Annotated in this window: 24 protein-coding genes; 21 read left to right on the top strand and 3 right to left on the bottom strand. The window is 43.4% G+C overall.

The window, feature by feature from the left end:
* Positions 1–27: 27 nt before the first annotated feature.
* Positions 28–1,038, top strand: coding sequence for an ArsJ-associated glyceraldehyde-3-phosphate dehydrogenase (locus H7708_RS02045; RefSeq protein ID WP_223668809.1), 1,011 nt, complete (start codon positions 28–30; stop codon positions 1,036–1,038).
* 3 nt (positions 1,039–1,041) lie between these two features.
* Positions 1,042–2,259, top strand: a complete 1,218-nt coding sequence (arsJ, locus tag H7708_RS02040; RefSeq protein WP_223668808.1) for an organoarsenical effux MFS transporter ArsJ — start codon at positions 1,042–1,044, stop codon at positions 2,257–2,259.
* 66 nt (positions 2,260–2,325) lie between these two features.
* Here arsJ and H7708_RS02035 read toward each other — a convergent pair whose 3' ends face one another.
* A complete protein-coding gene (locus tag H7708_RS02035; RefSeq protein WP_223668807.1) occupies positions 2,326–3,075 on the bottom strand; it encodes a HesA/MoeB/ThiF family protein in 750 nt (249 codons plus the stop codon).
* 201 nt (positions 3,076–3,276) lie between these two features.
* On the opposite strand from H7708_RS02035, the gene H7708_RS02030 reads away from it, so the two are divergent.
* The 17 genes from H7708_RS02030 to H7708_RS01950 all read left to right on the top strand — a co-directional run bounded on the left by H7708_RS02030 (position 3,277) and on the right by H7708_RS01950 (position 21,998).
* On the top strand, positions 3,277–5,052 hold the full coding sequence (locus H7708_RS02030; protein WP_223668806.1) for a cation:proton antiporter domain-containing protein: 1,776 nt from the start codon (positions 3,277–3,279) through the stop codon (positions 5,050–5,052).
* Between the two features lie 572 nt (positions 5,053–5,624).
* Positions 5,625–6,998 (top strand): TolC family protein, encoded by a 1,374-nt coding sequence (locus H7708_RS02025; protein WP_223668805.1) that lies wholly within the window; start codon positions 5,625–5,627, stop codon positions 6,996–6,998.
* Complete coding sequence (locus H7708_RS02020) at positions 6,991–8,469, top strand: efflux RND transporter periplasmic adaptor subunit (RefSeq protein ID WP_223668804.1); 1,479 nt, start codon at positions 6,991–6,993, stop codon at positions 8,467–8,469. The genes H7708_RS02025 and H7708_RS02020 overlap by 8 nt, the downstream gene beginning before the upstream one ends.
* Positions 8,462–11,584 (top strand): efflux RND transporter permease subunit, encoded by a 3,123-nt coding sequence (locus tag H7708_RS02015; RefSeq protein ID WP_223668803.1) that lies wholly within the window; start codon positions 8,462–8,464, stop codon positions 11,582–11,584. Before H7708_RS02020 ends, H7708_RS02015 begins: the two co-directional genes overlap by 8 nt.
* Before the next feature lie 10 nt (positions 11,585–11,594).
* On the top strand, positions 11,595–11,951 hold the full coding sequence (locus tag H7708_RS02010) for a copper resistance CopC family protein (RefSeq protein ID WP_223668802.1): 357 nt from the start codon (positions 11,595–11,597) through the stop codon (positions 11,949–11,951).
* A 157-nt stretch (positions 11,952–12,108) separates the two neighbouring features.
* A complete protein-coding gene (locus H7708_RS02005; RefSeq protein WP_223668801.1) occupies positions 12,109–12,843 on the top strand; it encodes a copper resistance D family protein in 735 nt (244 codons plus the stop codon).
* Positions 12,844–12,853: 10 nt separating this feature from the next.
* On the top strand, positions 12,854–13,321 hold the full coding sequence (locus H7708_RS02000; protein ID WP_223668800.1) for a YybH family protein: 468 nt from the start codon (positions 12,854–12,856) through the stop codon (positions 13,319–13,321).
* Between the two features lie 559 nt (positions 13,322–13,880).
* Positions 13,881–14,321, top strand: coding sequence for a hypothetical protein (locus tag H7708_RS01995; protein ID WP_223668799.1), 441 nt, complete (start codon positions 13,881–13,883; stop codon positions 14,319–14,321).
* Positions 14,322–14,417: 96 nt separating this feature from the next.
* On the top strand, positions 14,418–15,761 hold the full coding sequence (locus H7708_RS01990; RefSeq protein ID WP_223668798.1) for an APC family permease: 1,344 nt from the start codon (positions 14,418–14,420) through the stop codon (positions 15,759–15,761).
* A complete protein-coding gene (locus H7708_RS01985; protein WP_223668797.1) occupies positions 15,758–16,129 on the top strand; it encodes a cation transporter in 372 nt (123 codons plus the stop codon). Before H7708_RS01990 ends, H7708_RS01985 begins: the two co-directional genes overlap by 4 nt.
* 108 nt (positions 16,130–16,237) lie before the next feature.
* Positions 16,238–16,696, top strand: coding sequence for an ATPase (locus tag H7708_RS01980; protein ID WP_223668796.1), 459 nt, complete (start codon positions 16,238–16,240; stop codon positions 16,694–16,696).
* Positions 16,697–16,711: 15 nt separating this feature from the next.
* The gene (locus tag H7708_RS01975) at positions 16,712–17,848 is read left to right on the top strand and encodes an ABC transporter permease (protein ID WP_223668795.1); all 1,137 of its coding nucleotides are present in this window, start codon (positions 16,712–16,714) and stop codon (positions 17,846–17,848) included.
* An 11-nt stretch (positions 17,849–17,859) separates the two neighbouring features.
* A complete protein-coding gene (locus tag H7708_RS01970) occupies positions 17,860–18,975 on the top strand; it encodes an ABC transporter permease (protein WP_223668794.1) in 1,116 nt (371 codons plus the stop codon).
* Positions 18,968–19,840, top strand: a complete 873-nt coding sequence (locus H7708_RS01965; RefSeq protein ID WP_223668793.1) for an ATP-binding cassette domain-containing protein — start codon at positions 18,968–18,970, stop codon at positions 19,838–19,840. Before H7708_RS01970 ends, H7708_RS01965 begins: the two co-directional genes overlap by 8 nt.
* A gap of 98 nt (positions 19,841–19,938) precedes the next feature.
* On the top strand, positions 19,939–20,697 hold the full coding sequence (locus tag H7708_RS01960; protein ID WP_223668792.1) for a glucose 1-dehydrogenase: 759 nt from the start codon (positions 19,939–19,941) through the stop codon (positions 20,695–20,697).
* A 175-nt stretch (positions 20,698–20,872) separates the two neighbouring features.
* Entirely contained in the window at positions 20,873–21,367 is a 495-nt protein-coding gene (locus tag H7708_RS01955) for a GNAT family N-acetyltransferase (RefSeq protein ID WP_223668791.1), read from the top strand.
* A 241-nt stretch (positions 21,368–21,608) separates the two neighbouring features.
* Positions 21,609–21,998, top strand: a complete 390-nt coding sequence (locus H7708_RS01950; protein ID WP_223668790.1) for a VOC family protein — start codon at positions 21,609–21,611, stop codon at positions 21,996–21,998.
* A gap of 41 nt (positions 21,999–22,039) precedes the next feature.
* Here the strand turns inward: H7708_RS01950 and H7708_RS01945 are convergent, their stop codons facing one another.
* Positions 22,040–22,942, bottom strand: a complete 903-nt coding sequence (locus tag H7708_RS01945) for a LysR family transcriptional regulator (RefSeq protein WP_223668789.1) — start codon at positions 22,940–22,942, stop codon at positions 22,040–22,042.
* 120 nt (positions 22,943–23,062) lie between these two features.
* On the opposite strand from H7708_RS01945, the gene H7708_RS01940 reads away from it, so the two are divergent.
* Together H7708_RS01940 and H7708_RS01935 are read left to right on the top strand one after the other, a co-directional pair.
* Positions 23,063–23,839, top strand: coding sequence for an SDR family oxidoreductase (locus H7708_RS01940; RefSeq protein WP_223668788.1), 777 nt, complete (start codon positions 23,063–23,065; stop codon positions 23,837–23,839).
* A 113-nt stretch (positions 23,840–23,952) separates the two neighbouring features.
* Positions 23,953–24,207, top strand: a complete 255-nt coding sequence (locus H7708_RS01935) for a hypothetical protein (RefSeq protein WP_223668787.1) — start codon at positions 23,953–23,955, stop codon at positions 24,205–24,207.
* Between the two features lie 192 nt (positions 24,208–24,399).
* Here the strand turns inward: H7708_RS01935 and H7708_RS01930 are convergent, their stop codons facing one another.
* Positions 24,400–25,023 carry a LysE family translocator gene (locus tag H7708_RS01930; RefSeq protein WP_223668786.1) on the bottom strand — a complete coding sequence of 208 codons (624 nt, stop codon included), beginning with the start codon at positions 25,021–25,023 and terminating at the stop codon, positions 24,400–24,402.
* Between the last annotated feature and the right edge of the window lie 305 nt (positions 25,024–25,328).

Here is a 25,328-nt window from a genome sequence, read left to right as displayed (position 1 = left end):
TCATATTTCATAATCAGGAGTCACTTAATGTCCATTAAAGTTGGTATTAATGGTTTTGGTCGTATGGGGCGTTTAACGATGCGAGCGCTCTGGAACACACCGAATGTAGATATTATTCACATCAATGATCCAGCCGGTGATGCAAAAACACTTGCCCACCTGCTTAACTTCGACTCAGTGCATGGACGCTGGGATTACGAAGCGACTAGCGACAGTAATCAGATGACTATCGACAGTAAAAACATTACTTGTTCGCAACACACACAACTGTCCGAAACCGACTGGTCGCAATGTGATTTAGTGATCGAAGCTTCCGGCAAGATGAAAACCAAGTCTGTTCTGCAGGAATATCTTGAGCAGGGCGTCAAGCGTGTCGTAGTAACGGCACCCGTTAAGGAAGAGGGCGTACTCAATATCGTAATGGGAGTGAACCACGATCTCTATGACAAAAATGGCTATCGCATCGTTACGGCGGCTTCCTGTACTACCAACTGCCTGGCGCCAGCTGTTAAAGTGATCCATGAAAAACTGGGCATTAAGCATGGCAGCATGACGACGATCCACGACATCACGAATACCCAGACCATTCTTGATGCACCGCATAAAGACTTACGTCGGGCGCGCGCATGCGGTATGAACTTAATTCCGACAACGACTGGCTCAGCCACTGCCATTACTCATATCTTCCCCGAGCTTAAGGGTAAACTTAATGGTCATGCTGTGCGAGTGCCTTTAGCCAACGCCTCCATTACAGACTGTGTTTTTGAGGTTGAAAAGCCAACGACTGTTGAACAGGTTAATGAGTTTCTTAAGCAGGCATCGGAAAACGAGCTGAAAGATATTTTGGGTTATGAAGAGCGTCCACTGGTTTCGGTTGATTATAAAACTGATCCACGCTCGTCTATCGTCGATGCCTTATCGACCATGGTGGTTAACGAGACCCAGGTGAAACTGTATCTTTGGTATGACAACGAATGGGGTTATGCCAATCGAACCGCCGAGCTTGTAAAGATGGTGATCGAGCAAGGGGTAGAGTAGAACATGGAAAGGCTGCAAGGCTTATCTCAGGACGTTCGGCAGTATATTGTCATAACCGCTAACTATTGGGCTTTCACCTTAACCGACGGTGCCTTAAGAATGCTGGTGGTTCTCTACTTCCACCAACTTGGTTACAGTCCGTTACAGATAGCCATGCTGTTTCTTTTCTATGAAATTTTTGGTGTTGTTACCAACTTAGTTGGGGGGTGGCTTGGTGCCCGGCTGGGGCTTAATAAGACCATGAATATAGGGCTGGCCCTGCAAGTCATCGCCTTAAGCCTGTTATTGGTTCCGAGCGCGATGCTTACTGTACCTTGGGTTATGTCAGCCCAGGCCTTATCCGGGATCGCCAAGGATCTGAATAAGATGAGCGCCAAAAGCTCGATAAAACTGCTGGTTGCTAAGGATGCACAGAGACAGCTTTATCGCTGGGTAGCTCTGTTAACCGGATCTAAGAATACCCTCAAGGGTGTTGGCTTTTTTATGGGGGGATTACTGCTCACCCTGATTGGTTTTAAAGGGGCCATAATCTTTATGGCGGGCACGCTGCTGGTTGTTTGGATGATAAGTTTATTCAAACTTAAATCGGATTTGGGCAAGGCCAAAAGTAAGCCTAAATTTTCACAGCTATTTTCCAAAAGCAGTGCCATTAACTATTTGTCGGCGGCCCGCCTGTTTCTATTTGGTGCCAGAGATATCTGGTTTGTGGTTGCATTACCAGTGTATCTATCGACGCAGTTTGGTTGGAACCATACCTATGTTGGCGGGTTTCTGGCCCTGTGGATTATTGGCTATGGCATTATTCAAACGCTAGCGCCTAAAGTAACTCAACGAAACACCGGGCACTCGCCAAACGGAACAACCGCATTTTACTGGGCGCTGGCGCTGTCAGCTATTCCCGCTCTGATCGCTTTGGGGCTGTACTACAAGCTAAGCCCGGAACTTGTTTTACTTGGCGGTTTAATGCTATTTGGCATTATTTTCGCGCTTAACTCTTCGCTACACAGCTTTTTAATCGTGCACATGGCAAATGAAGACGGCGTATCTTTGGATGTTGGTTTTTATTATATGGCCAACGCCATGGGTAGACTTATCGGAACCGTATTATCGGGCTGGATATTTCAGGCATACGGCATGATTACTTGCTTAGTAGTATCAACAGGCTTCGTTTTGATGGCGGCTATTTTTGCTCTTTTGTTACCTCAGGACAGAAATAGATAACTTAAGGCTCCAGTATTTACCCGTGCAAACCAACCAAGCTTGCCTTATATACTAAGAATCGCTAGTTCACAGCTTTGCTGAACACACTGGACAGTTTTCATCCTTGGTAACTTTGAGCTTTCTGAAGTCAAGGTTTAAAGCATCATAAACCAATAACTTCCCATCAGCGACATTACCAGCACCGGTGATAACTTTTAACGTTTCCGTGGCCTGCAGGCTACCAATAGTACCCACAACCGGTGACAGAACACCTTGATCGAAGCAGTTTTCATCAAGCTGAATATCGGGCTGATAGAGGCACTGATAACAAGGTGAAGAGTGATGATAATTGAAAACGCCCAGTTGTCCTTCAAAGCGAATCGCAGCACCGGATATCAGAGGCTTATGATGTTTAACTGCGGCGCGATTGACTGCAAAACGGGTGCTAAAGTTATCGCAGCAATCAACCACCAGATCCACCTGAGAAACCTGCTTATCTAACGCTTGACCTTCAAGCTTTTCTGGAATGCTGGTTATTTCTATCCAGGGATTAAGTGCCTTTAGCGTCGCCTTAGCCGAATCGACTTTATCAAGCCCAATGCTTTCAAGTTTATGAATGATTTGCCTTTGAAGATTTGAGCGCTCCACTTGGTCGTGATCGGCTATATATAGGTGGCCCACACCTGCCGCCGCCAAGTACATGGCAACTGGTGCGCCGAGTCCGCCCATTCCAATTACCAGCACCTTGGATTCTTTTATTTTTTTCTGACCAGCTTCATCAATCTGAGGAAGAATGATATGGCGACTGTAATGAATGAGCTCTTGTTCGGTAAGCATTGATTAACATCATCTTCTATAAGTGCTGAAAGTATCGCACAAAAATTCTTAGAACCCAATGCTGAGCATCCTTGCCTATAAAGGCACCTGCAGCCCCAAGATATAACAATGCCAAGATAAGCGGTAAGAACCAGAAGGGTAGTCATTGGCGTTTTTCTGTTTATAATAAGCTGTAATTATAATTGATAAACAGAGGGCGAAGTGAACTTTTCTTTTAGTCACCTGGAGATTATGTTCCTCCAAGCGTTAGTGTTAATTGTTGTTTCTTGTGTTTTTGTACCTGCCTTTAAAAGACTGGGCTTAGGCGGGATACTGGGCTTTCTGGTCTCAGGGGTTATTGTTAACCTGGTTTTTTCAGGCCAGTTCGCCGAACATCCGGAGGAGTTACTTCATTTTTCCGAGTTTGGCGTAGTACTCTTTCTTTTTGTTATTGGACTCGAATTAAACCCTTCTTCACTATGGAAAATGCGGGGAGACATATTCGGTCTTGGTCTATTACAGGTTATAGGTTGCGGTCTTGTTCTCGGTGGCGTCAGTTATGGTCTGGGCTACGGTGCATCAGCAGCTATCATTATTGGTCTGGGGATGGCTTTATCTTCTACCGCTATCGTCATGAGTCAGCTTGATGAAAATAACGAGCGAGGGAGTGTTCATGGTAGAAAAACCTTCAGTATTTTATTATTTCAAGATTTAGCTATCGTTCCGCTATTGCTGCTGGTCACGGTATTATCACCGAATGCCGGTGATGTCGGTACACAACAAAGTTTGATTAATATTGGAGTCGCAATAGCCGCGATAGGCATACTGATCTTAATCGGAAAATACCTTCTGGACCCTCTGTTTAAACTACTGGCGAAGACAAGAACACAAGAGATCATGACAGCCAGCGCACTGGGTGTTGTTATATTTGCAGCCATGCTGATGGATGCGGTGGGTATGTCTTACGCCATGGGCTCTTTTCTGGCTGGTGTGATGTTGGCCGAGTCGGCTTATCGGCATGAAATTGAAGCCAATATTGAGCCTTTCAGAGGCTTGTTCTTAGGGCTGTTCTTCATAGCTGTAGGGTTGTCGCTTGACCTGACTATTGTTGCAGATAATTGGCATATTATTTTAATAGCCGCCCCTGCAGTCATGCATCTAAAAGCGGTAACCGTTTATAGTATCGCTCGCTTATTAAAAAATACCCACAATGTATCCATTAAAACTGCTCTCGGGCTCTCTCAGCTCGGTGAGTTTGGTTTCGTGCTGTTCGGCGCGGCAGCCATCGCAGGGATTTTTAACTCCGAACTTTCCTCTATATTGGTCGCTACCGTTTCAGTATCAATGGCGTTGTCGCCATTGGCTGATAAGTTGGTACCTCTGTTCTTATCAAAAAGCATGGAGGAGGTTATTGACGAAGATTTCAGTGATATCAGTGGTCACGTACTGATTATTGGCTTTGGTCGTTTTGGTCAAATCATCTCCCAGCCTTTATTCTCAAAAGGCTTTGATGTGACGATTCTTGATAATGATACGCAAAGAGTGAAAGATGCCGGGTCATTCGGCTTTAGAGTCCACTTTGGAGACGGGACGCGCCGAGATATATTAAAAGCTGCCGGTATCCAGAGCTTTGAGGCTGTTATTGTATGTACCGATAAAAAGGAGACTACCAACAGTATTGTTGATTTAGTTAAGAGCGTGAATCCTCAAACAAAAATATTCGCTCGCTCTTACGACCGGGTTCATTCGCTTGAGTTGTATGACAAGCAGGTTGATTACTCGGTAAGGGAAACTTTTGAATCAGCTTTAGTACTAGGCAAAAGGACCTTGATTGGCCTGGGAGTCTCAGAGAGCCTTGCTGACGAGCATATCAAAGATATTCGATTGAGAGATAAGGAACGCTTAATAGAGCAGGCGAAAGGTGATCTAAGGGCTGGTATGGATAAGATTCATCGGAGAGCCGTTAAACCAGAGCCTATCGTTACTGAGAATTCATAATGGGCTGGATGTAAAGCTACGTAAATCTCGACTTTTATAATTGCTAGTTTATCGTATCTACAATAAACTAGCGATATATTAATAGGTTAGTACAATAATGAGCTCAAAAGTCATTCATATAATTTTGCTGTTGACGTTACTGCAGGTAACGGGGCAGCTTATGGCTTTTGATAACGCCTCATGTAGCATGGGGCTCATTGAAAGCGAGCCGGTCCTTAGCTCAGAGCACCATGCGCATGGCTCGATGCAAGACAGCAGTAGCTCTACCACAACTGACATGGTGTGCTGCGATATGGTTTCCAGCTGCACTATGGCTGGCTGTATAGCGCTAATGCAGGCTCCACTTGACTCTTCAAATACTGCTGTACAAAAATCAGAACCCGTCTGGGTTCTAAAATCCCCCCTCTATTCATTTCAAGTAGATACTTTATATAAACCCCCCATCTTGAGTTAACCCAGGATAGATCTATCCATCGTAGATAGGCTTTTCGATTAAATAGCGTTATCGATCTGTCTGAATCTAGGGAGCGTAGGCATGCGCTTACTAAGTTAATTACTCAAGAGAACCCATTATGCGTATAAAGTTTTTTGTCATTTTATTATCGGCATTATGTTTACAGTGGAGCAAAGAGGCAACAGCAATAGCCAGTACGAATGGTTACGGTTATAGCCTGGAGTCAACTTTAGTCATGGCGATAGAGAATGACCCCTGGTTAAAGAAAAGTCAGTACCAGGAAAAGTCTTTACTGTCAGAGGGGCTGGCAGCATCAAGTTTACCTGATCCCAAAGCCTCAGTTAGCATGGCAAACTTGCCCGTTGATGACTTTAGTTTCAATAGTCAGCCAATGACACAGTTTAAGCTAGGCCTGAGCCAGACTTTCGCAAGAGGTGACTCGCTGGAGTTAAAGGGTGATATAAAAAATTTACAGGCCGGCGTTCAACCTTACCTGAGAGCAAACCGCAAAACACAATTAATGATGCAAGTCGGCTCGATCTGGCTTGACGCTTATAAGGCTCAGAAAAGCATCGAACTCATCCGAAACAAAAAACATCTCTTTCAGGAACTTAAAGAAGCCGCGGAAATTAACTACCGGACAGCTATTCAGAGCAGTAGCCAGCAGGAGTTAGTTCGCGCGGATTTGGAGTTGTCGAAGCTGGATGACCAAATTACCGTCCATGAAGATAACTTGCATAGGTCGATTCGTAAGCTTAGCGAATATATGCCACTGCCACAAAGTTACCTTAGTCATGACGGGAACACTACGCAAACCAATTACTTTAGTTCAGACCTGCCAAGCATACAGCTGCTCAATAAAAAGGGGGCAGCACAAAAGCACCCCCTTGTTGTGGCCATGGATCATAGCATCGCATCATCAGCCAAGATGGTGGATTTAAAGAAGCAGGGGTATAAACCTCAGTTTACACTTAGCGGTAGCTATGGACTCAGGAATGATGCGCCCGGTGGAGAAGAGCGACCTGATTTTTTCAGCCTTGGGGTGAGCTTTGACATACCACTATTCACGGAAAATAAACAGGATAAAGAAGTAGAAGCAGCGGTCTATAAAAAAGAGTCGCGACGAGAAGAAAGGGCGTTAATTATCAACAAGCTGGTGGCTGGTTACGACACCCAGATCTCACGGCTTGATAGTTTAAATAAACGACTGAACTTGTATAGAAATAAAATATTCCCCCAGATATTCCTGCAGGGGGAAGCATCAATGACTGCTTATAGTAACAATGAAGCAGATTTTGCTGAGTTAGTCAGAGCCAGAATTGATGAAGTCAATGCACAGTTAACCGTGTTAGATATTGCCGTCGAGATCCAGAAAGCCAAACTCAGGGCGAATTACTATCAGGCCGAATCATCAAAAGAGTTGCTCGCTCATATAGGCATCAATTCCAACTTAAGCACGTTTAAAAAAGCAGCTGGAGATAGCAATGAATAAAAAGACTGTCATTACGGTATTAATAGGTATTGTGGTGGGCGCTCTTATCACTGCAGTTGTAATGAAACAACTTCAGGGTGAAACAACCAGCAGTGAAGAGCCGTCTGAAAAGAAACCTCTATACTGGGTTGCACCAATGGATGCAAGTTACAAACGAGACAAGCCCGGCAAGTCTCCAATGGGTATGGACCTGGTGCCAGTTTATGAGGAAAACGGTGATGCTGAAGATAGTCCTGGAACCGTAAAAATTCATCCAAACATCATTAATAACTTAAGTGTTAAAACCGGTAAGGTTACCAAAGCTCCTTTGAAGAGCAATATAAGAACGGTAGGTTACATTAATTACGACGAAACAACACTGGGCCATATTCATTCTCGGACAGAAGGTTGGGTTGAGCGACTGTATGTCAGCCACAACGGGCAGTTTATCAAAGCTGGGCAACCTCTCTACAAGCTATATTCTCCAGCACTGGTTAATGCGCAAGAAGAGTACCTGTTAGCCAAAAAACGTAACAATCAAAGCTTGTTAAACGCCGCAAAACAGCGTTTGCAGTCGCTGGAGTTCAGTGTGACAGAGCTAAGAAAGTTGAATAAAACTCGACAGCCAATTCAGAATGTCACTTTTTATGCCAAGTTCGATGGCCTGATTGATAATCTCAATGTACGGGAAGGCTTCTACATCAAGCCAGGGACTCGTCTCATGACGATAGGTAATCTGGACACCGTCTGGGTCGATGTTGAGTTATTCGAGCGACAACTTCCTTTTGTTGTTGAGGGACAAAAAGCGACAATGACACTGAAATATTTACCTCAAAAGGAATGGGTGGGAACGGTCGACTATGTGTACCCGATGGTCAATCCAACGAACCGTGCGGCTAAGGTTCGATTGGAGTTTAAGAACCCTGACCAATTCCTGAAACCAAATATGTTTGCTGAAGTCACCATCAATAGCCAGTCGAGAAACTCGGTTCTGCAAATACCTAATCAGGCTCTGATAAGAACCGAAAGCAGTAATAGAGTTGTCGTAGCTTTAGAAGAGGGCAAGTATAAATCCGTTAATGTCAAAACCGGTCGTGTGACGGATCAAGCTGTTGAGGTAATAGAAGGTTTACAGGAAAGCGATGAGGTTGTGCTGAGCGGTCAATTTTTAATTGACTCTGAATCAAGTATCGAATCAGACTTTAAGCGTTTCTCCAGTGCCAAAAATAAAACAAAAGAAGTGCCAAAGGCAAGGGTTGATGGCGTAGTAAATGCGATAAATCACGACAATAACACCGTAAATATTTCAAGGGATGCCATTCCAAAATGGAACCGTGGCCCTGCAACAATGGACTTCAAACTGGATGAGTCTATTGATGTTTCGAGCTTGACCGTTGGTGCAACGATAAACTTCATGTTTGAAATCAGGGACGAGGGATTCTTTATCACAATGATTCACGATAAAGAAACTGAGGAGCACCAGAATGATTAATCAAATCATCAAGTGGTCGATTAATAATCGCTTTCTGGTGCTGATGGTCACAGCGATCATCGCTGTTGGCGGGATTTACTCGTTTAAAAATACGCCGGTGGATGCTTTACCGGACTTATCCGACGTTCAGGTCATCGTTAAAACCAGCTACCCCGGACAAGCGCCGCAAGTGGTTGAAGATCAGGTGACCTATCCGTTGACCACAGCAATGCTCTCAGTACCTGGCGCAAAGACAGTTCGAGGTTTCTCGTTTTTCGGCGACTCTTATGTCTATGTCATTTTTGATGATGACACTGACTTGTATTGGGCCAGAAGTCGTGTGCTGGAATACTTAAGCCAAGTCGCACCGAATCTCCCCGACACTGCAAAGCCACAACTTGGACCTGATGCAACAGGCGTTGGTTGGGTCTACCTGTATGCACTGGTTGATAAAACGGGGCAGCATGATTTAAGTGAGCTGCGTTCGATACAGGACTGGTTCCTGAAATATGAACTACAGACGGTGCCCGGAGTATCGGAAGTCGCTCCGGTTGGCGGCATGATTAAGCAGTACCAGGTAAAGGTCGATCCTGACAAGCTAAGAGCTCTTAATTTGCCGCTCAACCTGATCAAAGTAGCGATCCAGGAGGGTAATCAGGAAGTTGGTGCATCTGTCGTAGAACTCGCTGAAGCCGAGTATATGGTCCGAACAAGCGGCTATATTAAGAGCACGGACGATCTGAGAAACCTACCTTTAGGCGTCAATCAGCAAGGAACGCCATTACTTTTAGGTGATGTGGCTGAGATTTCGACCGGCCCCCAGATGAGGCGGGGCATAGCGGATCTTAATGGACAGGGTGAAGTTGTCGGCGGCATTGTCGTCATGCGTTATGGTGAGAATGCACAAGAGACGATTGATGGAGTGAAAACGAAGCTCGCAAAATTAAAGAAAGGTTTGCCCAATGGCGTAGAGGTGGTCACCGTTTATGATCGCTCCGGTTTGATTGAAGAGGCGGTTACAAACCTGTGGCATAAGCTGCTGGAAGAGTTTGCTGTGGTGGCTCTCGTTTGTATGCTTTTCCTGTTCCATATCCGCTCATCGCTAGTGGCTATTTTAAGCTTACCCATAGGCATTCTTGCCGCATTTATTGTAATGAAACTTCAGGGGCTAAACGCCAATATTATGTCGCTGGGCGGGATTGCCATAGCCATCGGAGCCATGATTGATGGCGCCATCGTCATGATCGAAAACATGCACAAGCATATGGAGCGGACACCTTTAACCTCAAAAAACCGATGGGAAGTGGTCTATAAATCAGCCAAAGAAGTAGGGCCTGCATTATTTTTCAGCCTGCTCATTATTACTGTGAGTTTTGTGCCGGTCTTTACCCTCGAAGCACAGGAAGGGCGAATGTTCTCACCACTGGCATTTACAAAAACCTATGCCATGGCGGCTTCAGCGGCATTAGCGGTGACACTGGTCCCCGTACTGATGGGGTACTTTGTAAGGGGCAAAATCAAAGCGGAACATGATAACCCCGTAAACAAGGTTTTAACCTATCTATATAGGCCTGCGTTAAGAGCTGCCCTGAAGTACCCCAAGGCTGTTCTATTGGGTGCTTTAGTTATCTTATTGGTAGGAATATGGCCAGTCAATAAAATTGGAACCGAGTTTATCCCACCACTGGATGAGGGTGATCTGATGTATATGCCAACCACTTATCCAAGCTTGTCTATCGGTGAAGCCCGAGAAATTTTGCACAAAACGGATAGACTCATTAAGACCGTCCCCGAAGTGAAAACCGTGTTTGGTAAAATTGGGCGAGCGGAAACGGCTACCGACCCAGCGCCTCTGACTATGATCGAAACTTTTATTCAATTTAAACCGAAGTCTGAATGGCGTGAAGGCGTGACGACCGGTTCGCTCAAAGATGAGCTCAACAACTTAGTTAAGTTTCCGGGGCTTACTAATGCCTGGGTTATGCCGATCAAAACTAGAATCGATATGTTGGCCACAGGTATTAAAACGCCGGTTGGTATTAAAGTTTCTGGCCCCGAGTTATCGACCATTGAAACGATTGGGAAACAGCTGGAAACTATCTTAAAAGATGTTCCTGGAACATCTTCCGTTTATTCGGAGCGAGTAGCTGGAGGACGCTATATTGATATCGATATTGATAGAGTCAGTGCTGCCAGGTTTGGTTTAAGTATAAAGCAAATCCAGAGCGTTATCGGCACCGCTATTGGTGGTATGAATATTTCATATTCGGTTGAAGGTCTGGAGCGTTACCCGATTAATTTGCGCTACCCACAGGAGTATCGTAATTCGCCGGAAAAACTTGCTGAGCTACCCATCGTCACACCGAATAAGCAATTAGTAGCTTTGGGAGATATCGCTGATATTCGAATTAAAGATGGTCCGCCTGGGATCAAAAGTGAAAATGCGCGTCTTAACGGCTGGACTTTAGTCGACATCGAAGGCGTGGACTTAGGTAGCTATGTCAGCCAGGCGCAGCAGATAGTATCTGAGCAGCTCGAGCTTCCTCCGGGTTATGCCATTAACTGGTCAGGGCAATATGAGTACATGCTCAGGGCGAAAGAAAAACTGACGTATGTCGTGCCGTTAACCTTAGGAATCATCGTATTGCTACTGTTTCTGAACTTTAGAAGTTTCGCCGAAGTAGCCATCATCATGGGTACTTTGCCGCTGGCCATGGTCGGCAGTATCTGGCTGATGTATATCCAGAACTTTAATTTTTCAGTAGCCGTAGGTGTCGGATTTATTGCGTTAGCCGGTGTAGCTGTCGAAATCGGTGTCATCATGCTGGTTTATCTTAATCAGGCATATAAGGATATGCTGACAAGAGCAGAAAGTGATAGGGCTTCGTTAACTCTCGAACAGCTGAAAGAGGTTGTAAATCAAGGAGCAGGGCAGCGCGTCAGACCGGTCATGATGACGGCAGCAGCGATTATCGTTGGTCTACTGCCCATTCTTTACGGTACAGGTACCGGCTCTGAAGTCATGAGCCGTATAGCAGCGCCGATGGTCGGCGGCATGGTTAGCGCCGTGTTATTAACGCTGCTTGTTATACCTGCAGTCTTTTATTTGTGGAAAAAGAAATCACTCAATTTATAAGGTGAATATTATGAAAAAAATCGTGTTTATGACATTTTGCGCACTGACTTTGCTAATTAGCAATACCGCACAGGCACACATTAAGGTGGTCAATACAGAACCATCAAATAATGCCGCATTGGACTCCAGTCCTGGAACTGTCGAAATACAATATTCCAAGAGCGTCAGGTTGGTGAGAGTTGCTTTATTTAATAGTGACAGTAAAGCTCTCGAACTCGACTATAAACCTGATTATTCTCCAGAATCAGACTTTAACATCCAGTTGCCAGAATTGTCTGATGGTGAATACCGCTTTGAGTGGACGGCAATGGGCAGTGACGCACACAAAATGGTTGAGAGTTTGACCTTTACAGTTAAATCCAAATAGAGCGCTCACTGTAATGAGTATAGATATTTGGGGCGCTTCCTCCATTGTGCTTAAGTTTGGAGCATATTTAGGAGTAATGGCGGTATTCTCAAACTTGTTTATAACTTTGTTTCGTAGAAAGTTATTGATTAGAGCTGATCTAAAGCATTCGTTTCTTATGCTTATTATTGGCCTCACCTCTACTGTGATTTATTTTTTTGTGCAGGTAGGCTCGTTTACACAAACGGGCTTAGCCGGTATGTTTAATCCCGACATCATGCAAATGCTACTCACTACGGGTAACGGTGATGTATTGGTTTATCGAACTGTAGGCCTAAGCGTAGTAATCTTAAGCTTAGCGCTGCCTTATAACAGATTTGAAAAGCTTAAACTGCCAGGCAGCCTGCTCTTACTGCTTGGTGCCATACTTTGCATATTTTCGTTTACTGCTATCGGTCATGTCGCCGAACTGGCATGGTATTGGAAAGTAGCCTTGTTTGTTCATGTATGGGTTGCTTTCGCCTGGATTGGTTCGTTAAGACCTCTGGCAAAGGCAGTAGCCTTATCCGATAAAAAAGACACTGCCACGTTATTAGAGAGCTATTCAACATTCGGTCTGATACTGGTTAGTTTGCTTGTTATTGCCGGGGCAGGGCTGGTTTATATCTTGATGATAGCGCCAGAGCAAACGATATCGACTGAGTACTTAACGACCATCATCGTAAAGTTAACTTTAGTCTCGATGATGCTTGGTTTTGCTGCCTATCACAAAGTCATTCTTGGCCATAAACTCAAGAGAGGGCTAGCGAGTCAGCAAGAGGCTGCTCGCTCTATAATTATTGAAAAAGCTATCGGTTACATCGTATTAGCAGTAACCGCAATTCTTACAACAACAATCGGTATTAACCATTAAGGATCCTTAAATGAAACTATTAAAAATATTGTCCATCGCATTGCTACTAGGCTTATCCAGCAGTGTAATAGCTCATGGTGATAAAAAGCCAACAGAACAAAACCTATTCGTTGGCACAGACTCTGCCGTTGGCAAAGTCGTTGAACAACTGCACCAGGCTCTCTCAAATGGCGATACAGATACTATCAAATCTATTCTCAGTGATGACGTTCTGATTTTTGAGGGCAGTGGTGCCGAGCGTTCTCTGGCCGAGTATGCCAGTCACCATATGAAATCTGATATTAAGTTTTTATCTCACATGAAGGTAAAGCTGATTGAGAGAAATATCATGGTTGATGGTGATATTGCCATATCAAGCTCTCGCTCGAAGGTTACAGGTCAATATAAAGATACCAAGATTGATAAAGTTTCTATCGAGACCTTAGTCTTGAAAAAGATAGGCGGTGCATGGAAAGTTGTGCGCATTCACTGGTCATAATAACGCAGGCAGGGATGCTTTAGCATTTTTACATACAATACCAGGAGATGTATAGTGATCTTGATGTATTAATCAGGATATTGATTTGTATCAAAATAGTGTTGACTTCATCTGTTAAAATTCATACCACATTTTAGTGATATGAAAGCCGTATGCTGAAGGTGTAAGCAAATAAGGCGAAGTAGAAGGAGGCTAAGAGTGCATACCAGTTATGCTCTTGAAACTTGGATGTTCGTTTTAACAAGTCTGGCTATATTAACTATTATAGCCTCGGTTTCATTTTGGCCTGAAACTTCTCCTCATAGCGTAAATGACCAAATGCATTTCAAGCTTTCACTGGTACTAACCAATAATCCCAGATCATTCCCTCTCTTATCGGCCAGTAACTCATCGAACCTCAGCCGGTGTCGCCTTTCAAGCTATTATTTTACTCTGTCTATTGCTGTTCAAGTCAGAAAAGACTACAGGTTGCAAAAACTAGACGCGCCTTAGTGCGTTAACTATGTTCACCTATTTAAGCTAACAATCGCTCAAATTCGAAATTTACAAGGAGAAAATCATGAAAACACTTTTAATAGCTATTTGTGTTATTGCAATGAGCATATCCCCAGTGTTTGCTAAAGATGAAAAAAAACACATGGATATGGAAGACAATATGATGATGCATATGATGAGCCATGAAGAAATGATGGCCATGCACAAGCATATGCAAAAGATGCGCGCCACTATGAAAGAAGCCAAATCTGAAAAAGATCCTGACCAACATATGCAGCTGATGCAGAAGCACATGCAAGAGATGCATCAAGGCATGCAGATGATGAATAAAGGCATGTCAATGAGCGAGGGTAGAGGCAAGCCATCACAAGTGGAGAATATGGATATGAAGAAGCGAATGCAAATGATGGAAAATCGAATGGGTATGATGCAGATGATGATGGGGCAAATGATGGAACATCAATCTGAAGCAAGTAAAAGCCAACGACATAAACACCAGAAGTGATGATGTCAACTGTCAGTGTTTAGTGGTTGGTTTAATTACTTACAGTTCCGCTAAATACTGTCTCTATTCAACAATTGCAACTAAAGTAGTTAAGCTATGCCGAACGAACAGGACCGTAAAACATATTACGATAAAGGAAGCCTAACTCTAGCTGGAACAGTGATGTTAGGCACTGGTGTCATGATTGGTGCCGGTATTTTTGCATTAACCGGTCAAATGGCCGAAATGACCGGGGCATTATTCCCATTGGCGTTTCTTGCTGCTGCCATTATAGTCGCCTTCAGTGCCTACTCTTATATCAAAATATCGAATGCCTACCCATCAGCCGGTGGCATTGGTATGTATCTCCACAAAGCCTATGGTAACCGATTACCGACGGCATTCAATGCATTATTGATGTACTTTTCAATGGTAATAGCGCAAAGCTTTCTGGCTCGTACCTTTGGCGCCTACACAATGCAGTTATTTGGCGGCGATCAGAGTGGATACTGGGTGCCGATGCTTGGTGCCTTTCTCATTTTATCTGCCTTCACCATTAACCTTTTGGGTAATCGCCTGATTCAAGGCGTTGCTGGCTCTATTGGGATATTAAAAATAGTGGGGATTTTGATTTTTGGCTTGGTCGGAGTCTGGGTTGCTGACAGTCTTAGTTTTAAATTCGAAACTGTAGACGAAGCAGGGGCCACCAGTAACTTTCTTGGTGCGACCGCACTTGGTATTTTAGCTTTTAAAGGCTTCACCACAATTACTAATAGCGGCTCTGAAGTGATCAATCCACACAAAAACATTGGTCGAGCCATTATAATCTCAATTGCTTCCTGCGTTGTTATCTATACCTTAGTCGGGTTTGCTGTTGCCAGTAATCTATCTCTTGAAGAAATTATCGCATCCAGAAATTACTCGCTTGCAGCCGCCGCACGGCCTGCTCTTGGGGAGTACGGCGTATGGTTTACAGTCGCCATAGCCATGCTAGCAACAGCTGGCGGCATATTGGCAAGTATTTTTGCCGTCTCCAGAATGTTAGCAATGTTGACAGAAATGAAACTGGTTCCCCATAGTCATTTCGGCATGCCCGGATCTATTCAGAAGCACACTCTCGTATACACTGTCGTTCTAGGGCTTTTGTTAACCTTATTTTTTGACCTATCCCGAATCGCGGCATTAGGTATTATTTTCTATTTGATCATGGATATTGCTATTCACTGGGGAGTATTACGCTATCTGAAGGTAGAAGTTAACGCTAGAGGTTGGGTCCCCGCAACGGCCATTGTTTTAAACTTTATCGCTCTAAGTGGGATTGTTTGGGTTAAGCTGGGTACAGACCCTTTTGTAATATACGTTGCTGCATTGGCAATGCTCCTGATAGCTATTGGCGAATGGTTATTCATTCGCACAAAGAAAAACTCAGAATTCAACAAGCATCATAGAGGTAAGCGATGAGAAATAGTGAAAAGCCGCCAGATGTATCCGCAGTGAATCTAGTTGTACGCCATCTCAAGCTAGAGTCGTCTCATTTAGCTAATATTGAAGATGCAATAGCGGAGATCTCTCAATTATTTGGTCTTGATGACGTCTCGTTTGATACTGATTCCTTGGTGCTTAATCTGGCCTATGATGCCTCGCGCATTAGTATTGATGGCATTGAGGAAATATTGGAGAGGAGAGCAATAAAAGTTAGTCATGATTGGTGGACGCGGTTTAAAGAAGGTTATTATCGGTTTGTCGATCAAAACGTTAAGGACAACGCAACCCACGAACCATGGAGCTGCCACAGGGTGCCGCCCGGTAAGGAGAAAAACAAAAAATGAGCTTTTCAGTTCAATTTTTTTATTATAGTGCCTCAAAACTGTCAAGCTTATGCCTGGCATCTGGTCAGCGATCACCACTCAATTATTTTGTACTAGAGGAATAGATTTATGCAAGCCGAAACCATAAAAGATGTACTTCACTGGACCCAGCAGGCACACAAGCAATTGACAGACTGCTTACATCACTGTAGCGACAAGTCAGAAAGTATTCGCTCAAAGATGCTATTGGATTACCTCGCTGAACATGAACAGCGACTGGAACATACCATCCAAAAAATTGAAGAAGAAGGAAACATTACAGCTTTGAACACCTGGGTATTAGAGTATGTAAATAGGGCTCCTATAAAGTTACATGATGTGTGTGACGAACCATTCATTAACATGTCCGTAGGGGACATCCTACACTTGGTTACCGGAGTCAACAATCAAATCATTGAACTATATCGTTATTTATTAAATCAGGCTCAAATTCCCGAGACTCAGGAATTAATGGAGCAGCTGGTGGAATTAGAGCAGAACGAAGCGATGCGGATGAGTCGTGATGCTCAACGCTTTAGTGATATGTAATAGCTAGGGCTCGGTATGCTAAAACTGGTTTACCGCCAACTTGCCTGTGGCAAAGCTAACACTGTTATTACGGTTTTGGCCTTAGCCGCAGCCATCGCGGTTATTATTATTCTTAAAGGGTTTGAGCAAGGTCAATACCTGCAACTAAAGAATATAGTGTTAAACCGTGGTTCGGATCTGGTTGCGGTACAAAAGGAGGTAAAAAACTTTATTGCAACTCGCTCAGTTATCCCACAGTTGGTACGTCAAAAAGTGGATTCCGCTCCAGGGGTAAAAGCGACTCATCCGATTACGACTTTACCGATAATATACAATAAACAAGGCAGACAAACACCAGTTTATCTTATTGTATTCGACTCATCAGGAGGACCTTCAAACTTATTATCTGGCAGGGTAGAGTCTGAGGGGAATGGAATTGTTCTCGATCAAGCGTTAGCAAAAAAATACGCGCTTAAACTGGGAGATCCCTTCATCGTTTCAGACTTCCAATTCGTAATAACCGGTATTACCAGAGAAGCAGCGTTTATGATGCCATTTGCTTTTATCACCTACGATGGAGTGCTCGATCTATTTCTTGAGTCTGAAATAGCCCCCGATCTCAGCGTATTTCCTTTGTTGAGTTTTATTCTCATTGATGTCACTGATGACAAATCAATAAAAAGTGTACGTCAAGCATTAGAACAAAAGGTGCCGGAAATTGATGTATTCAGCTCTGAGCAGTTGGCTCTTAATGATCAAGAACTGGGGAAAGACTTTTTTGGGCCCATAATTGGTGTCTTGGTTTTTGTTGGCTTTATATTAATGCTTATGGTCATAGGGTTACTAATGTACGCTAATATGGCCCGCAACCAACGCAACTTTTCAGTGCTTAAGGCACTAGGTTTTCGCGAGAAGGCTTTGGTGAGCTATACAGTTTACTATGTTGTACTTTTATTACTGTTTGCATTTCCACTTAGCCTTTGTCTGGCGCTTATAATCAGTTCAATTATAGAATCAATAGCACCAGTTTACCTATTTGTCGTTTTCGACCTATTAATGCTATTAAAGGTCAGTAGTTTAACGCTGCTATTCGCCTCCATCGGCTCAATTATACCTTTCTTAATACTAAGAAAGTGCGATCCGGTAATAGCGTTACAGAGCGCCAATACATGAGGCATTGTAAAATGGTTACTCAATGGGGGCTAAAATCACTTTGGTTTCATAAGGGGCAAACTTTAAGTAGCATTTTAGGTATTGCCTTTTCTTTCCTGTTGGCAATGTTTTTTGCCGGCGTATGGCAAGGTGAAACCGAGCAAATAGTTGCTTATCCCCAAAAAGTAAAACCTGATATATGGGTGATGCAAAAAGGGGTATCTAACATGCATATGGCAATGTCCTTTGTATGGGACTGGAAGGCTGACGTAATAGAGGAAATACCTGGGGTAAAACAGGTGACCCCCTTCATTTATGTAAACAGTATAATCCACTTAAACGACAACAAAATGTTCGGCTTTATCGTTGGTTTGTTATCTGCAGAAAGCCGTGCAGGACCTTGGGAAATAACAGAAGGAAGAATGCTGGAATCGGATGATGAAGTTATTGTACCCGCCGAACTTGCTACCATTTATAACACTAAAATTAATGACTTGATACAAATAATTGATCAAAAATATCGTATTGTTGGATTCTCAGAAGGCACCTATTCAACGGCAAACCCAGTATTGTTCACTTTGAAGCCTAAACTAGAAAGGTCGCTCGGCTCATTTGGCACATATTCTTATTTATTAGTTGATTCGACTCCGGGCACTAATATTGAGTTGCTACTGAAAAAAATTCAGGCCGAAGTTAATAAAGTCAATGTCTTATCTCATCAAGAATTTATAAGAAATGACTTTGCAATGGCGAGTCAAATGGGAGTAGATATTATATTCATTATGACATTAATTTGTATAAGTTTGGCAACGTTAATTATCGGTTATGCCAGTTATTCACTTGTTCTAAGAAAACAAAAAGAAATTGCAATTATTAAAGCTATGGGAGCGACTAATAGAAGACTACTCATGACTGTAGCTCTTCAATCAGCGCTAATTTCCTTACTCGCTTATTTAGTAGCTCTCGTTTTACTGTATATTCTAGAGCTAATAATACCTCTGGTAGCTCCTCAAATATCACTAAGTCTGACCAATAAGATAATACTACAACCTGCGTTACTTGCTGTTATGACTGCAGTCGTTGGATCAGGCTATCCGGCAATTAAAATATTACATCTAGATCCAGCTTTGGTTTATCAGAATGGGTAATAAAATGAAAGAAAGGCTCGTTAAAGTCTCAAACATTAGAAAAACATTCGGCTCTGGCATCGCCAGTGTTAAAGCTGTGGATAATATATCATTAGTCATTGAGAGGGGAGAGATTTTGCTGATTATGGGACCTTCTGGCTCAGGTAAAACAACATTCTTATCAATGTTGGGCGGCTTGCTATCGCCAGACAGTGGTAATATAACGCTGGATGGAGTCAATATCACTCAAATGAAAAGTACACAGCTGTCAGAGGTAAGAGCACATACCATCGGTTTTATATTCCAGTCTTTTAATTTATTGGAAGCACTAACGGTAGAAGATAACATTTTATTTCCATCAAGCTTGACAAAAGAGGACACTGTTGAGGTAAACAAACGCTGTGATCGACTATTAAATACTTTAGGTTTAGCTAATCGACGTAACGCTCTACCAAAAATCTTGTCAGGAGGAGAGAAGCAACGAACAGCCATTGCTCGAGCCTTAATCAACCAACCTAAGCTAATTCTAGCTGATGAGCCGACTGGTAACCTAGATTCACAGTCTGGTTTAGAGGTCATGATGCTACTGCATGATATTGCCCGTGAGCAAAACGTTTCAGTGCTTATTGTCACTCATGATCCTAGAGTAGAGGACATTGCTGATCGTGTTTTATGGTTAGAAGATGGCAGGTTAATAGACAGGAAAGCAGAAAAGCATGTTTGGGTAAAAGATCCTGTATGCGGAATGCGGGTCGATGAATGGCGTGCTGTCCATTTTGTTAAGTACAATAATCACCGTTATGCATTTTGCTCTAAGCGTTGCCTAGAACGGTTTGAATCAAATCCTGAGGTGTATATAAAGGGCTCTGATAGCCCTACAGACTAGTCATAAAATGAGCCTGATTTGCAAGTATCTGATTACTTGGCACTGTCGTCCTATTGGATTACACTGATTAATAATGCTTAATAGCAAAGGAGGAGGCCATGAGCGAGACAACGAAACGGATTGCACTGGTAACGGGCGCCAGTGCAGGGATAGGTAAAGCCACAGCGAAAGCTTTTGCTGCCCGAGGTGACATCGTTATTTTAACAGACCTCGATGAAAAGCGGGGCGAAGCAGTTGCTGCAGAAATCCGTGAAAAAGGTAACGAAGCGCTGTTTATAAAGGCTGATGTGGTTAATCATGAGTCAGTAAAGCTTCTGATAAGCGAAATAGATGCCCAATATGGACGGCTCGACTACGCGTTCAACAATGCTGGGATAGAAGGAGAACAGGCTGAAACCGCCGATTGTACCTTCGAGAACTGGGAGCGCACCTTAGCAGTAAACCTGACCGGTGTGTTTCACTGCATGAAGTACCAGCTACCACTGTTACTGAAAAATGATGGTGGCACCATAGTTAATATGGCATCTATCGCCGGTAAAGTTGGCTTTCCGAAGTTACCGGCATATTGTGCATCCAAAGGCGGCGTCATCCAGCTGACCAAAACTGCCGCGCTCGAATACGCTACTCGCCCAGTTCGAATCAACGCCATTTGTCCAGCAGTCATCCATACTGAAATGGTGGATCGCATTACCGATCACGATCCTGAAACACTCGAAGAATTCTCAAAGCTCCAGCCAATGGAGCGACTCGGACAACCGGAAGAGGTCGCTGATTGCGTACTTTGGTTATGTTCATCCAAATCGAGTTTTATTACTGGCCAGGCGGTAGATATCGACGGAGGTTACTTGGCTCGATAACTATTATTTAAAGAGAAAATTATCCGAATTGCTCAAGTTCTTGCTTTTGCGCATTCCTCGGTTCTTGAAGAGTTTTGGGGGGAATGGCCGCCACAGGAATGAAAAAAGGATATACAGTCTGCTTAAACAGACTTACGATCTAAAACTTGTATGGTATAGCCAGAAAGGACATATCTTGAATACTAAAATAAGAACCTTTACCGATACAGACTGGCCTCTCGTATGGCCTATTATTGAGAAAGTGTGTAGCGATCAGGAAAGCTTTACTTACCCCAATAATATTAGGCAAGATCTTGCTCGTGCTATTTGGATTAAACCAGCTCCTGATCATACCGTCGTTGCCGTAAGCGACACTGATGAAATCCTTGGTACAGCGAAGATGGGGCCGAATCAGATGGGGCCAGGCTCTCATATCGCCACTGCAAGCTTTATGGTGGCAGAATCATATAGAGGGTTTCGAGTCGGTAGAAAATTAGGAGAGTTCGCTGTCAACTGGGCGAAAAATGAAGGTTATCACGGCATGCAATTCAACGCTGTTACCGAGAGTAATAAGCCTGCTGTAAATTTATGGTTATCGTTAGGCTTTGACGTTATAGGCACGGTTCCCGGTGCATTTAATTCAAAACAGTATGGCTCTGTAGGGCTACATATCATGTACAAAAAGTTCTAACCTTTTAATCCGGTCGTTAGGTTATTTTTCACTCTTAATGTGTCGGTCAAATAGTTCGTGAGGGCCTTGATTGGTGGAGTTTTAATAAAAGTCTGAATGAGTCACTGCAACGCTGTTCCTGAAACTCTCTAATCACTTAAATGGGGGTACCGAAGACCGGTTACCGACGAGCTCACGTCCGTTATTGGACTATAATCGCCCCGTATTAAGGTTGCATTGCAATTTGCCATTGAGGTAGAGAATGAAACGAACTTGGACAATTATCGGAGTTGCAGACGTTACCAAAAGTTACAGATGGTATCAGTCTTTATTTGGCCAGCCTGAATCAGATCCAGCTCATGACTATTTCGGTCAAATTCTGGATGACGATGGCACTGTTCTCATTTGTCTACACAGATGGGGAGACCATGAGCACCCCTCGCTGACAAGTCCACATAGCGCGACTCCAGGAAACGGTCTCCTTTTATTTTTCAGAGTAGATGATTTCGATGAAACACTCAGTCGAGCTCGTCAACTTGTTTCGGAACTGGAAGCAGAACCGCAAATAAATCCAGCCACCAGTACGAAGGAGTTCGCACTTCGTGATCCTGATGGATATTACGTCATGGTCAGTGAGCTAAATTCGACCTAACAAAGCATCTAACAAGTAAAAGCTACAAATGGCATTAAGTCTCAAGAAACTTTATCCTCAATAACACTAGTAAACCACTCAATAAATACTCTAACTCTTTGTGATAAATGTCTTCGGTGCGGATAAACGGCATTTACTGGCATAGGCCGGGGCCGGTAATCAGGCAATACTTCCTGCAACTGCTGGTTTGCAATATGATCTTGCACATCAAAAGCAGGGATTTGAATAATTCCCAAACCTGCTATAGCTGAAGCGATATAGGTTTCAGCATGATTCACCGTCATTGATGATTGTATTTCAAACTCGCTATCGTCTCCCTTGTCATTAACGTATTCAAAAGGTGATGTATCACCTGAAATAGGTGAAGAATAGCTGACAATACGGTGATGGTGTAAATCCTCTAAGCTTTGTGGTTTTCCGTAATTTCTAAGATAATCCGGGCTGGCACAATTAATAATTTTAAATGTTCCCAGAGGTCTTGCAATTAAACTACTTGAATTTAAGTCACCTACTCGAATAGCACAATCGATAGCTTCGTACACCAGATCCACTGCGCGATCAGAGGCTCCCAGTTCGAGCTGAATATTGGGGTATAACTCAAAGAACCCTGACAACTTAGGGGCTATTATCCGGGCGCCTATTCGACTGGGTACATCAACTTTAAGTTTGCCACTAATATTGTGGTTGTGAAGGCGGAAGATATTTTCTGTTTCTTCCATCTCATCAATCAGCTGCTGGCTCCTTTCAAGCAGTACCTTGCCTTCATGCGTCAAAGTGACTTGCCGTGTTGTTCTATACAGTAGCCGTACCCCATACTTGCCTTCTATCTGCTTGACAACAGCTGAAACCGTTGATCTTGGGTTGTTACTTATCTCTGCGGCTTTGGTAAAGCTCTCAGTTTCTGCGACTAATGCGAATAGTTTTAAAGCGTCAATTCTATCCATTGAACTGCTATTGTTCGTAATTTTTGTACAGTCTATCTATAAAAAACAGCATTATCTACTCATGATTCACTGATAGACTCACTTTGTATTTACTCACAACGTTAAATAAAGGAGTGTTTCATGTCTTCTATGAAAGAAATTAAAGGCAAAGTGGTTTTGGTTGGTGGCGGTGCAAAAAACCTTGGTGGCCTGCTTAGTCGCGACTTTGCTGAAAATGGTGCTAAAGCCGTCGTCGTCCATTACCATAGCGACAGCTCTCATGAGGATGCCATGGATACAGTCGAGGCAGTCAAAAAAGCTGGAGCTGACGCTATTGCTATTCAAGCAGATCTAACGAAACCATCCGAAAATGCGCGTATTTTTGACGAAGCAAACAGGGAATTGGGTGGCGTCGATATTGCTATTAATACAACGGGCATGGTTCTGAAGAAGCCTATTGCTGAAATTAGTGAAGAAGAATACGACAAAATGTTTGATGTTAACGCTAAAGCCGCATTCTTTTTCCTTAAAGAAGCGGGGGATAAAGTCAGAGATAAGGGCAAAATCATCACAATTGTTACATCGCTGTTAGCAGCCTATACAGGATATTATGCGGTGTACCCCGGCGCTAAATCATCCATTGAGCACTTTACACGCGCAGCATCTAAAGAACTTGGAGAGCGAGGTATTTCAGTTAATGCTATCGGCCCTGGTCCAATGGATACGCCGTTTTTCTATGGTCAAGAATCTGAAGAAGCGGTTGCCTACCATTCATCAGCAGCGGCACTAAGTAAATTTACCAAAACAGGCTTAACCCACATTGAAGATATCGCACCAATTGTTCGCTTCCTGGCCGGAGAGGGCTGGTGGATTACCGGGCAATGCATATTCGCCAATGGAGGTTATACAACGCGCTAGTCACTATAAGCCAGGGCATAAGCTCTGGCTTTTTTATCAATTCGTGGAGTATTTTGCGTAATGCACCAAAAATGGTTAATTTATAAACAAATAATGGCGAAGGAGAAATCAAAGTGCATACCATCATTATGATGTCCTCTGGCATACTTCTGTTGTTAATCTTCTGGGGAGCTGGTTATTTCACCGAAAAAACCAAAGGCTGGTTAACCGCTTTTATCCCTGTCTGGTTTGTCATTACAGCGGTGAATATGGCCGTTGGGATTTATGAAGCAGGTTACACTTTTCTAGAAGAGTTGCCCATATTCCTTTTACTCTTTGGTGTTCCAGCGATTATCGCATTCATCATCAAGTGGAGGTTGAGTAAGTGAGCTACACAAAAGCATTTTATCCCACAATGTCGGACTAGTTGCTTTGTTTATAACAGGATTATTAGCCTTCAAAATCGATATGCTGACTCTAGGTAGTATCGTTCTAACTTGTTTACTTTTAGTGGCTTTTTGGGAAACACGTATTCGAAAAAGGAAAAGAGCATAGCAGCCGCACGTTGCAAGCTCTAACCATTAACCCAATGCTAACCAGATACCGACTGCCATCATTAAACTACCGGAAAGCCGGTTGATTAGTCGAACGTTGTCACTGCGTTGCAACACTCGTCTTAAAGTCTTTCCTCCGGAGGCATAGAGCATCAAAAAGGTAAATTCACTTAACAATATGATGACAACCAGAGCTGCGAGTTGTGGTGGCATCGGTATCTCTGGATTGATAAATGAAGGCAATAAAGAAACGGTAAAAGCCCAGCCTTTGGGGTTGGCGATTGCAGTGACAAAACCTTGCATCGCCAGCTGTCTGCCGGACACAGTTTTGGTGGACTGGCTACCCAAATTAATGGCCATTTTACCCTTAGAGCGCCACATCTGGATCCCAAGATAGATTAAGTAAGCTCCGCCACCATACTTTAGAATCAAAAATGCCGAGGGGTAATTCAGCATAATGCTGGCGACGCCTACCACAGCCAACACTGAAACCAGTGCTACACCAATCAATTCTCCCCACATCATATACATGGTGCGTCGAACGCCAATACTCATACCGAGCGTGAGCGATAGGGTCATACACATTCCCGGTGTGGCAGAAATCACCAGAAACGTTGGAATGAAGAGCAAAAGTAAAGTGGTATCTAACATGCTATACAATTTGTTTTAGAAGTGACGTAACAAGTAAGGGGGGGGAAGTTTATCATAGATCATATGAGTGACTATAATTTTCAAACTTGTCCCAAAAATATCTTTATTTTACGACCAACTAAATGACTTCAATATTGCCACAATGAATCAACTGGTTTTAAATGCAATATTTAGAATCTGTAGTGGTCAACAAAACCCGGACACCTTTTTAGCTAATTTCTCGGCTTTTGCCGGTGGTAGACCATCATTAAATTGATGCGGTCGCTCCCAGTTGTAATAATTCATCAGGAAGTAACTGACATCAC

The organism is Kangiella shandongensis, assembly GCF_020005365.1.
Classification (GTDB): Bacteria; Pseudomonadota; Gammaproteobacteria; order Enterobacterales; family Kangiellaceae; genus Kangiella; species Kangiella shandongensis.
Note: the sequence above shows the minus strand (reverse complement) of the source record. Positions and strands in the feature narration are given on the sequence as shown.

Coding starts and splice junctions, on each gene's coding strand:
- H7708_RS02035 (WP_223668807.1), bottom strand. CDS start 3,075: ATGCTTACCGAACAAGAGCTCATTCATTACAGTCGCCATATCATTCTT.
- H7708_RS01965 (WP_223668793.1), top strand. CDS start 18,968: ATGGGTAATAAAATGAAAGAAAGGCTCGTTAAAGTCTCAAACATTAGA.
- H7708_RS02015 (WP_223668803.1), top strand. CDS start 8,462: ATGATTAATCAAATCATCAAGTGGTCGATTAATAATCGCTTTCTGGTG.
- H7708_RS02000 (WP_223668800.1), top strand. CDS start 12,854: ATGAAACTATTAAAAATATTGTCCATCGCATTGCTACTAGGCTTATCC.
- H7708_RS01985 (WP_223668797.1), top strand. CDS start 15,758: ATGAGAAATAGTGAAAAGCCGCCAGATGTATCCGCAGTGAATCTAGTT.
- H7708_RS01995 (WP_223668799.1), top strand. CDS start 13,881: ATGAAAACACTTTTAATAGCTATTTGTGTTATTGCAATGAGCATATCC.
- H7708_RS01945 (WP_223668789.1), bottom strand. CDS start 22,942: ATGGATAGAATTGACGCTTTAAAACTATTCGCATTAGTCGCAGAAACT.
- H7708_RS02025 (WP_223668805.1), top strand. CDS start 5,625: ATGCGTATAAAGTTTTTTGTCATTTTATTATCGGCATTATGTTTACAG.
- H7708_RS01940 (WP_223668788.1), top strand. CDS start 23,063: ATGTCTTCTATGAAAGAAATTAAAGGCAAAGTGGTTTTGGTTGGTGGC.
- H7708_RS01975 (WP_223668795.1), top strand. CDS start 16,712: ATGCTAAAACTGGTTTACCGCCAACTTGCCTGTGGCAAAGCTAACACT.
- H7708_RS01970 (WP_223668794.1), top strand. CDS start 17,860: ATGGTTACTCAATGGGGGCTAAAATCACTTTGGTTTCATAAGGGGCAA.
- H7708_RS01980 (WP_223668796.1), top strand. CDS start 16,238: ATGCAAGCCGAAACCATAAAAGATGTACTTCACTGGACCCAGCAGGCA.
- H7708_RS02045 (WP_223668809.1), top strand. CDS start 28: ATGTCCATTAAAGTTGGTATTAATGGTTTTGGTCGTATGGGGCGTTTA.
- H7708_RS01930 (WP_223668786.1), bottom strand. CDS start 25,023: ATGTTAGATACCACTTTACTTTTGCTCTTCATTCCAACGTTTCTGGTG.
- H7708_RS01990 (WP_223668798.1), top strand. CDS start 14,418: ATGCCGAACGAACAGGACCGTAAAACATATTACGATAAAGGAAGCCTA.
- H7708_RS02020 (WP_223668804.1), top strand. CDS start 6,991: ATGAATAAAAAGACTGTCATTACGGTATTAATAGGTATTGTGGTGGGC.
- H7708_RS02005 (WP_223668801.1), top strand. CDS start 12,109: ATGCTTATTATTGGCCTCACCTCTACTGTGATTTATTTTTTTGTGCAG.
- H7708_RS01950 (WP_223668790.1), top strand. CDS start 21,609: ATGAAACGAACTTGGACAATTATCGGAGTTGCAGACGTTACCAAAAGT.
- H7708_RS01960 (WP_223668792.1), top strand. CDS start 19,939: ATGAGCGAGACAACGAAACGGATTGCACTGGTAACGGGCGCCAGTGCA.
- H7708_RS02010 (WP_223668802.1), top strand. CDS start 11,595: ATGAAAAAAATCGTGTTTATGACATTTTGCGCACTGACTTTGCTAATT.
- arsJ (WP_223668808.1), top strand. CDS start 1,042: ATGGAAAGGCTGCAAGGCTTATCTCAGGACGTTCGGCAGTATATTGTC.